This window comes from Roseibium polysiphoniae, from assembly GCF_014842925.1.
Classification (GTDB): Bacteria; Pseudomonadota; Alphaproteobacteria; order Rhizobiales; family Stappiaceae; genus Roseibium; species Roseibium polysiphoniae.
In genome coordinates this window covers 1-12,780 of sequence record NZ_JACYXJ010000004.1, presented here as the reverse complement: position 1 = coordinate 12,780, position 12,780 = coordinate 1, and the positions used below count along the sequence as shown (strand labels likewise).

Sequence of the window (12,780 nt, the reverse complement as noted above, 5' to 3'; positions counted from 1 at the left end):
CTCCTTGCTCGGTGAACTTGAAACCCAGGGAGGAGAAACCATGTCACGGTGTACAAAGATGGCCGATGTCGGCCGGCGCCAGTTTTTGAAAGGCGGCGGTCTTGCCGCAGCCGGTGCCGCGACCGCAGCCGCATTTCCAGCACAGCAGGCGAAAGCCGCGGGCCTCGCACGGGTCGAATACCCGGCCAATCGACTGGCGAACCTGTCGGACCTATCAGAAAATGTTCCATTCGATGTTTCCTATCCGGATGAAGACGCCCCGGGCGTCCTGCTGAAGCTCGGCAGGGCTGTCGAGGGAGGCGCCGGACCAGATGGAGACATCGTCGGGTTCTCCACGATCTGCCCGCACAAGGGCTATCCGATGTCTTACAACGCCGACCGCCGGACGTTGAATTGCCCGGGTCATTACTCGGTCTTCGATTGCGAAGCGGGTGGCCAGCAGACTTGGGGTCATGCAACCCAGAACCTGCCGCAATACACGCTCCGCGTCGATGACAACGGCGATATCTACGCGGACGGCGTGGATGAGCTGCTGTACGGACGCCTGTCCAACGTGCTTTGAGGGGGGATCACATGGCTTACAAGAGACAGATTGACCGCCTGCCGATCATTCCGGCGGATGCGAAGAAACATAATGTCACGTGTCACTACTGCATCGTCGGCTGCGGCTACCATGCCTACACTTGGCCGATGAACAAGCAGGGCGGCACCGATCCCGATCAGAACGCCTTCGGCGTTGATCTTTCGGAGCAGCAATATGCCGAATCCGAGGCTTGGTACGCGCCGTCGATGTACAATGTCGTCAAACAGGACGGCAAGGATGTACACCTCGTTATCAAGCCGGACGCAGATTGCGTGGTAAATTCCGGTCTCGGTTCGGTGCGCGGCGCGCGCATGGCGGAGAACCGCCGTTCCGACAAGACCGGAACGCAGCAACAGCGCCTCGAGCAGCCCATGGTCTGGCGTTACGGCACATGGCAACCGACAAGCTGGGACGACGCGTTGGATCTGGTCGCCCGCGTCACCGCGAGAGTGATCGACAAGGAGAACGAGGACGACCTGTTCGTTTCCATGTTCGATCATGGCGGTTCAGCTGGGGGCTACGAGAACACCTGGGGGACCGGAAAGCTCTATTTCCAGTCGATGAAGGTGAAGAACTGCCGCATCCACAATCGTCCGGCGTATAATTCGGAGGTCCATTCCACCCGCGACATGGGCATCGGCGAATTGAATTACGCCTATGAGGACTACGGTCTCACCGACACGATGTTCCTGATCGGCGCCAATCCGCTGGAAACCCAGTCGAACCTGTTCCTGAACCACATGGTTCCAGGAATGCGGTCCGGCGCCAGGGTAATCATTGTCGATCCGAGACGCACGGTGACGGTGAACGCCTGCGAGGTTGAGGCCGGCACGGACAATGTGCTTCAACTGCCGATCAAGTCCGGTACTGACCTGGCGCTGTTCAACACGCTCTTCACCTACATCGCCGACCAAGGTTGGGTCGATAGCGATTTCATCTCCGCCTCAACCTTCCAGGGCGATGTTGCGGTGGAGCAGAACGAGGCCTTTCCGGCAGCACTTGGCAGTTTCGAGTTTGCTCGCCAGGAGTGCCAGATGTCGCTCGCCGAAGGCGCGCAGATTTGCGGCGTGCCGGAAGCCGATATCGTCAAGGCTGCTGAATGGATTGCCAAGCCCCATGATGATGGATCGCGCCGCAAATGCGTGACGGCCTACGAAAAGGGAATCATCTGGGGCAATGATAATTACCGAACCGTCGGGGCGCTGGTAAACATTGCGCTGGCGACCGGTAATATCGGCCGCGAAGGTGGTGGTGTGTGCCGTCTTGGCGGACACCAGGAAGGCTACTACCGCCCGTCAGACGCCCATGTCGGCCGCCCCGCTCCCTATATTGATCAGTTGATCATCGCGGGGCACGGTAAGGTCCACCACATCTGGGCGAATGATCACTACAAGACCACGCTGAACGCCTCGGAGTTCAAAAAGGTCTACAACAGGCGCACCAACATGGTGAAGGAAGCCATGGACGCCAGGGCCGGCGCGACCCGAGAGGGGCTTGTCGACGCGATCGTCGGTGCGATCGAAGCCGGTGGTATCTTCTCCGTCAATGTCGACATCATCCAGAGCCAGATCGGGCAGGCAGCACATGTGATCCTGCCAGCGGTCGAATCGGGTGAGATGAACCTGACCTCCATGAACGGCGAACGCCGTCTGCGGCTCGTCGAAAAGTACATGGACGGTCCAGGTTCGGCGATGCCGGACTGTCTGATTGCTGCCGGCCTGGCACAGCACCTGGAAAGGATATTGCGTGAAGACGGCCGTGATGACTATGCCGATCAGTTCCAGGGGTACGACTGGGCCAGCGAAGAAGATGCCTTCATGGACGGCTTCAACGCAGGCAACCCGGAAGTCACCTATGAGCGTCTGCGCGCCATGGGCAATGACGGTGTTCAGGAACCCGTCGTCGGCTACGAGGATGGCAAGCTGATCGGAACAAAGCGGCTTTATGCCGACGGCAACTTCGATCGCCATGGCCGTGAGGACAAAAAGGCACTGTTCTGCGCCGGTGCCTGGCGGGGCCTGGAGGCTGCAGGAAAGGCATCACAACGCGACAGCTTTACCTTCCTCATCAACAATGGCCGTGCCAACATCAATTGGCAGAACTGGTTCCTCGACAAGGACAACGACTTCGTGTCGGACCGTTTTCCATTCCCGTTCATCGAGATCAATCCCGACGACATGGCCGAGCTCGGGCTCAGTTCGGGTGACCTGGTCGAGGTCTATAACGACGTCGGCGCCACACAGGCGATGGCCTATCCAACCCCGACTGCGCGCAGGAAGGAAACCTTCATGCTATTCGGTGCCCCGAGCGGCACCCAGGGCAATGTCATCAACGCCGGTGTGAATGAACTGATCCTGCCCAACTACAAGCAGACGTGGGCGAACATTCGGAAAATCTCCGACGCGCCCGCCTCAGTCAGGCACTTGTCTTTCAAGTCGAAGGAATTCACCTCGGTTTGAATTGAAACATGAAAACGATCAGGGGAGTCGGGCCACGGCCCGGCTCCCTGCCCTTCGCTTCACCAGAACCGGCGTTCGTCCAGGTAAGTTTATGAAACTTTTATGAAACAAGGTCTTCGCGGGCTCAAGGCGATTGCAAAAGCTATATATTTTAATTATTCATGAATTATTGATTAATAAATCTGACAGCCGGGCGGAATGAACCGCGGCCGCGTTGTCATGCAGGTTGGATGAGCAAGGAAATGCGACCGACTAGAGACCATTTCGCGTGGTCATCCAAATGCCAGCCATCATTCGGGCGCCAATCGATCGATTGGCAGAGGTGACTGGACAAAGCTGAATATTCACCAGGAGAACTATTTGATGCTTCGCAATCTACTCGCGGCGACCGCCCTGCTCGCCCTGGCAACGCCAGCCCTTGCCGATTTCCAACTGGATAGCCGATACACCGATGCCGATGGCGACCTGATCGCAGACATTCCGACCGATGCGAGCGAGCTGAAGGATCCGTCAGTCTTGATCTTCGCCTATACACCGGTTGAAGACCCAGCCGTCTATGCAGAGGCATGGAAGGACTTCCTGGTTCATATGGAAACCGTCACCGGAAAGAAAGTTCAGTTCTTCCCCGTCGATTCCAACGCAGCCCAGATCGAGGCCATGCGCGCCGGACGTCTCCACGTTGCCGGTTTCAACACCGGTTCGAATCCTCTGGCCGTCGCCTGTGCCGGTTTCCGTCCTTTCACCATGATGGCCAAGGAAGACGGTTCGTTCGGTTACGAAATGGAGATCATCACCTATCCGGGCGCCGGCATCGAAAAGGTCGAGGACATCAAGGGCAAGACGCTAGCATTCTCGTCCGAAACTTCGAATTCAGGTTTCAAGGCACCGTCGGCGATCCTGAAAGCTGAATACGGCATGGAAGCCGGTGAGGATTTCGAGGCAGCATTCTCCGGCAAGCACGACAACACCATCCTTGGTGTTGCCAACAAGGATTACCCGGCTGGAGCCATCGCAAACTCCGTTCGCAAGCGGATGATCGCCCGCGAAGTGATTTCCGACGATCAGGTGAAGATCATCTACACCTCGCAGACCTTCCCGACCACCGGATATGGCGTCGCTCATGACCTCACGCCGGAGCTTCAGGACAAGATCAAGGAAGCGTTTGCAACCTTCAAGTGGGAAGGCTCCACTCTCGAAGCCGAATTCTCCAAGTCGGGAGAAGCGAAGTTCATTCCGATCACCTTCAAGGACAACTGGTCCGTAATCCGGCAGATCGATGAGGCCAATGGCGTTTCCTACGCCTGCCAGTAATCGTTCCCCACTCTCCTGTGCACGGGCGGCCATCCCTGCCCGTGCCTTCATTTTCCTGGAGCCACCATGCTCGAACTGATTTCCCTCAAAAAGACTTACAAGACCGGGGACAAGGCGCTCGACAATGTCACCATCTCTGTTCCAAAAGGGCAGATCGTAGGTCTCATCGGACCTTCCGGCGCCGGTAAGTCAACCTTGATTCGCTGCATCAACCGCCTGGTCGAGCCGACATCCGGATCGATCAGCCTGTCCGGGCGGGCGGTCACGGGGCTCGGACACCGGGATCTGCGCGCCATGCGCCGGCGGATTGGCATGATCTTTCAGGAATATGCCCTGGTTGAACGGCTGACCGTGATGGAAAATGTCCTCTCGGGACGGCTCGGGTATGTCGGTTTCTGGACGAGTTTCACACGCCACTACAGCTCGGACGATGTCAGCCGGGCCTATCATTTGCTGGACCGGGTCGGGCTACTGGATCACGCTGACAAGCGCGCCGACGCCCTGTCGGGCGGGCAGCGGCAAAGAGTGGGCATCGCCCGCGCACTCGCGCAGGAGCCCGAACTGCTGCTGGTAGACGAACCCACAGCGAGCCTCGACCCGAAGACCAGCCGACAGATCATGCGGCTGCTGACCGGGATCTGCGCGGAACGAGACCTGCCGGCGATCGTCAATATTCATGATGTGCCCCTGGCCCAGCAGTTCATGCAGCGCATTGTCGGCTTGCGGGCGGGACAGGTCGTGTTCGACGGAGCGCCCTCCGATCTGACGGAAGACGCGCTTTCAGAGATTTACGGCGCCGAGGACTGGCACGCCATGCGCCGTGGCGTGGAAGAGGACATGGCCGCCGAAGCGGATGGTATCGCGCAACTTGAGCGGATCGGCGCATGAGGCCCTATCCAACGACCTGGAAACGCCCGCCACAGATTTTTACCCATCGCGGCTGGCGGATCGGGCTTCAGGCCGGCTTCGCCGTCTGGCTGGTCCTGGCACTGGCCACGCTCGACCCCAACTGGGCAAGGATGGTTGATGGCTGGGAACGTGGTCTGCGCTTCATCGGAGGCTTTCTGCAACCCGACTTCACGAGCAGATGGACTGATATCTCGAAAGGTCTTGTCGAAAGCCTGACGATGACGCTGACCTCGACCGTTGCCGGGTTTCTCTTGTCGGTCCCGATCGGGATTGGCGCGGCGCGCAACATCGCGCCACGTGCAGTTTATCTTATTTGCCGGTCGATCATCGCCGTAAGCCGCGCGCTTCAGGAGATCATCATCGCGATCTTCTTTGTCGCCATGTTTGGTTTCGGCCCCTTCGCCGGTTTTCTGACCCTGAGCTTCGCCACCATAGGATTTCTGTCCAAGCTGCTTGCCGAGGACATCGAGGACATCGACGAAGCTCAGGCCGAGGCCATCCGGGCGACAGGTGCCTCCTGGCTGCAAATGATCAACTACGCCATCCAGCCGCAAGTCATGCCGCGGCTGATCGGCCTTTCGCTCTACCGGCTCGATATCAATTTCAGGGAAAGCGCGGTCATCGGCATCGTCGGTGCCGGCGGCATCGGAGCCACGCTCAACACCGCGATCGACCGCTACGAGTACGACAGCGCCGGTGCCATCCTGCTGCTCATCATCGCCCTCGTGATGGTGACAGAATACGGCTCCAGCTACATCCGGAAGTTTCTTCAATGACCGACGCAGTTTATCGTGACACCTGGCGCCGCCACACACAGCGCCAGGGACTGACGATCTGGCTCGCCTGGCTGGGGCTGGTGGCACTCACCGTCTGGTGCTGGCAGATCATGACCCGTGACACGATCTGCTTCTTCGTCACCGACGCTCCCAGGCAGGCCGCCGATATCGGCAGCCGGATGTGGCCGCCGCGTTTGTCCTATCTGCCCGAATTGCTCTGGCCGCTTTGGGACACGCTCAACATGGCAACCCTCGGAACGATGCTCGGTGTCGTGCTGGCTGTGCCGGTGGCTTTCCTGGCCGCGCGCAACACCACACCCTCGACCCTGATGCTTAGGCCCGCAGCACTGTTCCTGATCGTGGCCAGCCGGTCGATCAACTCGCTGATCTGGGCGCTTCTGCTGGTGGCTATCATGGGACCGGGGCTGCTGGCAGGCGTGATCGCCATCGGCCTGCGCTCGGTCGGCTTCATCGGAAAACTGCTCTACGAAGCCATCGAGGAGGTCGACAGGGGGCCTGTCGAGGCCGTCACGGCCACCGGAGCCGGCCGGGCGCAGGTGCTCGACTACGCCATCGTTCCGCAGGTGCTGCCGGCCTTCTGGGGCATTTCGGTCTTCCGTTGGGATATCAACATTCGCGAAAGCGCAATTCTGGGATTGGTGGGCGCAGGCGGTCTCGGACTGAAACTGCAATCCTCCCTCAATGTCCTGGCGTGGCCGCAGGTCACCATGATCCTGCTGGTGATCCTGGCGACGGTGGTCGTCTCGGAATGGATTTCGGCCAAGGTGCGCAAGGCCATCATTTGAAACCCTCCGTGCGTGTGAGCCAACTCACGCGCATTGGATTCCCTATCGATGGCACCCCGTCGACGAACGCCGCCGTTGCCAACAGTCACTTTGGTACAGCCTCAGACCGCGACCTCTGCCGCTTCGCGGCCGATGTCGTCCAACCGCGATTGCAGGGAAATGCGGTCCAGCGTGGCAAAAGGCAACGATATGAAGGTGGCAAGCCGTTTGCGCAGGGATCCGAAAGCCTGCTGAAACGCAAGCGCCTTTTCGGCAACCGTTCCTTCAACACGAACGGGATCGGGCATTCCCCAATGTGCCGTCACCGGTTGTCCCGGCAGCGGAGGACAGTCGACATTCGCGGCATGGTCGCAAACCGTGAAGACGAAATCCAGTTCGAGCGACTTGCGGTGCACGAATTCGTCAACGTTCTTTGGCCTCAGTGCCGATGTGTCGTAGCCTTGGGATTGCAGCGTGGAGATTGCCATTGGGTTCACTTCCGAGGCCGGCAGCGTTCCTGCGGAGAAGGCATTGAAGTGGCCCTTGCCCTCCTTTTCAAGGATCGCCTCTGCAAAAATCGAACGTGCCGAGTTGCCGGAGCAGACAAACAGGACGTTGAACACCTTGCCGCCAGCCTGACCGGTTTGCATCTCGGTTTCCCGGGAGGCTTTGACCGGCGCGAGCACTTCAGGCCGGCCCCGGCAACAATCGTCCACCAGGAAACCCAAAAGATCGCCGACACTGTCCAGATCAACGGCATAGAGGATCGAACGGCCTTCGCGGCGGGACTGGATAAGCCCGCAGCGCACGAGAATCGACACGTAGACCGACAGCGTACTCGGCTTTAGTGAAAGGGCTTCAGCAAGTTCCCCGGCCGGCACCCAATCGGGAACCCGCCGCACCAACAGTCGAAAAACCGAAAGACGGCCTTGGTGACCAAGCGCAACGAGGGCAGCGACGTAACCGTCATTCATGGGTGTTTTCATCATTATGGCATCAGCTGGCACAGACAGAGCAAACCGATACACGATCTAGCTGGCCCGTGCCAGTGCCTGAATGGCGAAACGCCGCATCTGCACCCGTACTACCAATCGCGTTCGAACCTGTTTCTCAGAAAAATCGCTATCCCGTTCATCAGAATAAGAAAACCGAGCAGCACCAGGATTGCGGCCGAGGTGCGGCTTACGAAGCCACGTTCGGGACTGTCTGCCCATATAAAGATCTGTGTCGGCAGCGCCGTTGCACTTTCCAGCGGAGATCCAGCAGCGGAGGTGATGAAAGCGTTCATGCCGATGAGCAGCAAAGGCGCCGTTTCACCCAAAGCCTGAGCGAGACCGATGATCGTGCCGGTTAGGATCCCGGGCAACGCCAGCGGCAACACATGATCGAACACAACCTGCTGGCGAGAGGCGCCTATGCCGAGCGCTGCCTCCCGGATCGATGGAGGAACAGCTTTCAGCGCTGCACGGGTGGCGATGATGATCGTCGGCATTGTCATCAGGGCAAGCGTCATGCCGCCGACAAGTGGCGCGGACCGGGGAAGGCCAAACCAGCCGATAAACACCGCAAGCGCCAGCAGACCGAACACGACCGACGGCACAGCCGCCAGATTATTGATGTTGATCTCGATCAGGTCGCTCGTCCGGTTTTTCGGAGCAAACTCCTCGAGGTAGATGGCAGCTCCGATACCGAGGGGAAAGGAGATGACAAAACAGACCAACAGCGCCCAGAATGATCCCACGATCGCACCTCTTAGACCCGCGAGCTCGGGAAAGCGGCTGTCGGCACTGGTGAACAAAGCCCAATTGAACGGCGTGCTTATGAGTCCATCCTGCTCAAGCTTGTCGAACCAGGCGATCTGTACGTCGCTGATCTTGCGCTGGTTCTCCGGCGTGTCTCTCCTGATTTCCCCCTTGGCAAGCTGGTCATACGGATCAGCCACCGGCACGGTCATCGAAATCGTGGCGCCGATCAGATCGGGATTGGCGACAATGCGGTCCCTGAGGTCGAATTGGGCTCCGTTCGACAGAATGCTGCCGAGCTTGCGCATCTCCGCCCTGTTCGAGACATCCACATTCGGAAAGTGCGATGCGAGGCTCTTTACCAGGACGTCATCGAACCCTCCTCGCGGAAGCTTCTCGGCCGGAATCTCGGCCGGATCGACATAGACCTCCAGTTCAAGGTGGGTCTGTACGAAAGCCTGATATCCGCTGCTCGCAATGGACCCCACGAGAATGGAGAGCATCATTCCGGCGAAGCCTAGTGCGGCGATGCCATAGATCTGCAGGCGAAGCTGCTTGCCGTGTCGCTTCTTGAGTGAGCTCGTAATCTTGACAGAGCTGCTCGTGATCACGGTTTCGGACTTTATTGCGGAAGCATCCATGTCTTACCTCAGTCGTAGGCTTCGCGGTATTTGCGAACGATCCTGATTGCAAAGATGTTGATCCCGAGCGTGACCAGGAACAGCATCATGCCCAATGCGAAAGCAGCCAGCGTTTTAGGATTGTCGAAGGACGTGTCGCCAATCAGCAGCGTGACGATTTGCACCGTGATTGTCGTGACGCTGTCGAGCGGATTGATTGTAAGAGAGGCGATAAGTCCTGCCGCCATGACGACGATCATGGTTTCGCCAATAGCTCGGCTGACAGCGAGCAGAACTCCACCCGCGATCCCCGGAATGGCGGCGGGAAATACGATATTCATCATCATTTCCGCCCGCGTGGCCCCAAGTGCAAGAGCTCCGTCCCGCAAGGCGCGTGGTACCGCCGACATCGCGTCGTCCGCGAAGGAGGAAATGAACGGAATCAGCATGATGCCCATGACGCCCCCGGCTGCCATCGCCGTGTTTGGTGATACGGGCAGGCCAATTGCCTGACCGGCGCCCCGGATGGCTGGAGCCACGACAAGAACGGCAAAGAAGCCGTAGACGACGGTTGGTACTCCAGCGAGGATTTCAAGAAGTGGCTTGGCAATCTTGCGCAAATTGCGTGGTGCGAATTCGTTCAGGTATACGGCAGAGACAAGGCCGACAGGAACCGCAATGAAGAGCGCCAGGACCGTGATCACCAACGTTCCCAGCAGGACCGGCAACCAACCGAAAGCCCCGGCTGCCGCGATCTGGTCTTCTCTGATCGGTATCTGGGGTTCCCAGTTCAGGCCGAACAGGAAATCTGTCACAGGAACGAGCCGAAAGAATTTGATCGTTTCAAACAGCAGGGCGAAAATGATACCAATCGTGGTGAAGATCGCGACCGTCGAACAAAAGACGAGCAGGCCGTGAATGATCTTTTCCGAACCCTGCCGTGCGCGAAACTCGGAAGTAACCTTGCCGCGCGCACGCATCAGTAGGATCAGCGTCGATAAGAGCGTCGCAAGAAGCAGCAGAAGTGACGCTGCGTTCCGGTAGAAAACCAGCCGGTCGGCGGCTGCGATCTTCCAATCGGCGGGCGTGCCGAACATGCGTCCACCAGCGATCGACTTGATCTCGGCAAGCAGCAGTTGGCGCGCCCCTGAACTCAACTCGCCGACGTCGATAGTCGGCAATGCGGCCATTACGATCCAGTCGGTAAGCGGACCCTGGAGGACCAGCCACAAGAGAACCAGTGTCAGCACCGGGACCAGAATGGTCAGTCCGGAATAAAGACCGTGAAACTGCGGTATTGAATGCAGCCTCTGTCCACCGTCGAGGAGCGAGCGCGCAGCGCGTCTGTTCAGGAGATATCCTGAGCACGATACAATCAGGAGGATCGCAAATGTGAGAGTTGTCATGGAGCTGTCCGGGCGTCATTGATCACCTGCGACCAACAGGTGAAAGGGAGTGGCCGCCCGGACAGCCCGAACGGCCGGAGTTTAGGCTTATTCCGGCGCGCTCATGGGTTCTCCGTCGAGAACCGTTTTCTGAAGTTCAGCACGCTTTTCTTCTGAAAGCGGAACAAGTCCGCGTTCGGAAAGGTAACCGCCCGGCGCAAGAGCATCTTCGGACATGTACTCTTCGATAAACTCGTTGAAGTTCGGGATCACGCCGCGATGTGCATTCTTCGTATAGAAGTAGAGCGGACGAGAAACCGGATAGGAAAAGTCACCGATCGTGGTTTCGCTCGGCTCGACGCCACCGACCTTAACAGCCTTGAGGGTATCAAGATTTTCATAGAGGAACGAATAGCCGAAGATTCCGACGGCGTTGGCGTCTGCGTTCAGGCGCTGAACGATCAGGTTGTCGTTCTCGCCTGCCTCGACGAAGGGACCGTCGGTGCGCATGCGCGAGCAGTTTTCCTCAACCCAGTCGCCGTCGAAGCCGCCGTCCTTGACAAAGTCCAGCTCCTCGCAGCCGGCATGCATCGCCAGTTCAACGAAGGCATCGCGGGTTCCGGAGGTCGGTGGCGGGCCATAGGCGAGGATGTCGACAGCCGGAAGATCGGAGTTGATCTGGTTCCACTTTGTGTAGGGGTTTGCGGACCACTCGCCGTCTACGGGCACTGCGGCGGCCAGCGCCAGGTAGACTTCCGCCGACGTCAGGTCCCAGTCGTTGTCGTTTGCCCGCGAAATCGCGAGAGAAAGACCGTCGTAGCCAATGAGAGCTTCAGAAACGTCGTCGACCCCATTGTCCTTGCAGAGCTCATATTCCGAAGGCTTCATTGCGCGGGAAGCACCGGTGAGATCTGGGTGCTGCTCGCCGATGCCGGCGCAAAAGATCTGCATGCCGCCGCCGGTGCCCGTGGATTCGACGATCGGGGACGGGGCTCCTGTCGCGTTGGCGAACTGCTCGGCGACAGCCTGCGTGTAGGGGAATACGGTCGACGATCCGACAATTCGGATCTGGTCACGAGATTGCGCCAAAGCGGATGTCGCCGTGGCGATCATCAGCGCGGTAATGGCAAGTTTTCCATAAACCATGAGAGCTCCTGGATGATTTCTAGATCTGCCGCACGAACCTGATCGCTCGGCAAGACACGGTCGTCAGTCTTGAAGGATGACACGAGGCGGAAAGCGGTTTTCCGCTTCGTCCAGCTTCAACCTGAGCGGCATTAACTGCTGCCGTTTTCAACGATTGAACTATTAAAACGAGAATTCATGGATATTTAAATATTTGATTTTTGCAACGGCAGAACACTCGCCTGGGCATAGTTTCATCAAAAATTCATAAACCACTAATTGGGGTTAGACAGATTTCCGGTCACCATTTGTTGGTCAAACCGATGATGTATCTGATGATGAAGTATTGGAATAAAAGCGCGTTTCAAACCCATGCCGCGTTGGCCCCGAAGCGCTGCCGACGGGATGCGCGGCAAGACACCCAGTCTGAGGACCTGACGATCCTTCATCAGGCCGCGCTCGTGCAGAGCCCACGCGACGGACGTAACCCCGGCACTATTCAAACATAAACCGAATGCACGGCCTGCTCGCCTTCTTCTTCGAAGATTGGAGACACAGGACGATCCGCCAGAACTGTTTAATCGGGTTCAATAGCCATAGGTACGCAACCAGCCCCATCGAGAAGGACGACAGAAAGCTAAAGCTTCGGCCGCCGGACGCTTCGTATACAACAGACAGACTGATCAACTCTCCAAACAACGAGAGGAGACTTGGCTATTCGTTTCCCCTTCATCGAGGCTCTGAGCTTGGGACATGCGAATTCTGAAGCGGCCGAAGAGGCTGGATCACTGATCGAAAGGATCCTGCAGGCTCCGAGCGAATCCAAAATCTGTCTGATCACAGCTCTTCATGCTTCATCTAGCGGACGTTTTTGAGAGTTCAGTCGATAGAAGAGCTCTTGTTAAGGTTCGAGCCACGCTGCTTCTGCCAGCGTCAAAGCCCCCCTCCCCTTCTCTCCCCTCTCCCCAACGCAAGAAAACCCCCGTCGGATTTCCGATCGGGGGTTTTTTGCTGATTTGGTTGCGTGGTCAGGATTTGCCCTCCTTGATGGGGCCCGGTCATGTCAAAATCCGCGACCGGGCACG

Annotated in this window: 10 protein-coding genes; 6 read left to right on the top strand and 4 right to left on the bottom strand. The window is 58.2% G+C overall.

Translation table 11 applies throughout. From position 1 onward, the window contains the following. The first annotated feature begins 40 nt into the window (after positions 1–40). The 6 genes from IG617_RS10325 to phnE (IG617_RS10300) all read left to right on the top strand — a co-directional run bounded on the left by IG617_RS10325 (position 41) and on the right by phnE (IG617_RS10300) (position 6,844). Positions 41–562 carry an arsenate reductase (azurin) small subunit gene (locus tag IG617_RS10325; protein WP_192109170.1) on the top strand — a complete coding sequence of 174 codons (522 nt, stop codon included), beginning with the start codon at positions 41–43 and terminating at the stop codon, positions 560–562. 11 nt (positions 563–573) lie between these two features. Continuing rightward, positions 574–3,042, top strand: a complete 2,469-nt coding sequence (locus IG617_RS10320; protein ID WP_192109169.1) for an arsenate reductase (azurin) large subunit — start codon at positions 574–576, stop codon at positions 3,040–3,042. Positions 3,043–3,405: 363 nt separating this feature from the next. Continuing rightward, positions 3,406–4,353 carry a phosphate/phosphite/phosphonate ABC transporter substrate-binding protein gene (gene phnD / locus IG617_RS10315; RefSeq protein WP_192109168.1) on the top strand — a complete coding sequence of 316 codons (948 nt, stop codon included), beginning with the start codon at positions 3,406–3,408 and terminating at the stop codon, positions 4,351–4,353. Between the two features lie 66 nt (positions 4,354–4,419). Next, positions 4,420–5,241, top strand: coding sequence for a phosphonate ABC transporter ATP-binding protein (phnC, locus tag IG617_RS10310; protein WP_192109167.1), 822 nt, complete (start codon positions 4,420–4,422; stop codon positions 5,239–5,241). Beyond that, positions 5,238–6,038 (top strand): phosphonate ABC transporter, permease protein PhnE, encoded by an 801-nt coding sequence (phnE, locus tag IG617_RS10305; protein WP_192109166.1) that lies wholly within the window; start codon positions 5,238–5,240, stop codon positions 6,036–6,038. The genes phnC and phnE (IG617_RS10305) overlap by 4 nt, the downstream gene beginning before the upstream one ends. Next, a complete protein-coding gene (phnE, locus tag IG617_RS10300) occupies positions 6,035–6,844 on the top strand; it encodes a phosphonate ABC transporter, permease protein PhnE (protein WP_192109165.1) in 810 nt (269 codons plus the stop codon). The genes phnE (IG617_RS10305) and phnE (IG617_RS10300) overlap by 4 nt, the downstream gene beginning before the upstream one ends. 101 nt (positions 6,845–6,945) lie before the next feature. Here the strand turns inward: phnE (IG617_RS10300) and IG617_RS10295 are convergent, their stop codons facing one another. The 4 genes from IG617_RS10295 to IG617_RS10280 form a co-directional block, all read right to left on the bottom strand. After that, positions 6,946–7,797, bottom strand: coding sequence for an arsenate reductase/protein-tyrosine-phosphatase family protein (locus tag IG617_RS10295; protein WP_192109164.1), 852 nt, complete (start codon positions 7,795–7,797; stop codon positions 6,946–6,948). A gap of 110 nt (positions 7,798–7,907) precedes the next feature. After that, complete coding sequence (gene pstA / locus IG617_RS10290) at positions 7,908–9,206, bottom strand: phosphate ABC transporter permease PstA (protein ID WP_192109163.1); 1,299 nt, start codon at positions 9,204–9,206, stop codon at positions 7,908–7,910. Between the two features lie 8 nt (positions 9,207–9,214). Continuing rightward, entirely contained in the window at positions 9,215–10,591 is a 1,377-nt protein-coding gene (gene pstC, locus IG617_RS10285) for a phosphate ABC transporter permease subunit PstC (RefSeq protein WP_192109162.1), read from the bottom strand. Between the two features lie 87 nt (positions 10,592–10,678). Further along, complete coding sequence (locus IG617_RS10280) at positions 10,679–11,716, bottom strand: substrate-binding domain-containing protein (RefSeq protein WP_192109161.1); 1,038 nt, start codon at positions 11,714–11,716, stop codon at positions 10,679–10,681. Between the last annotated feature and the right edge of the window lie 1,064 nt (positions 11,717–12,780).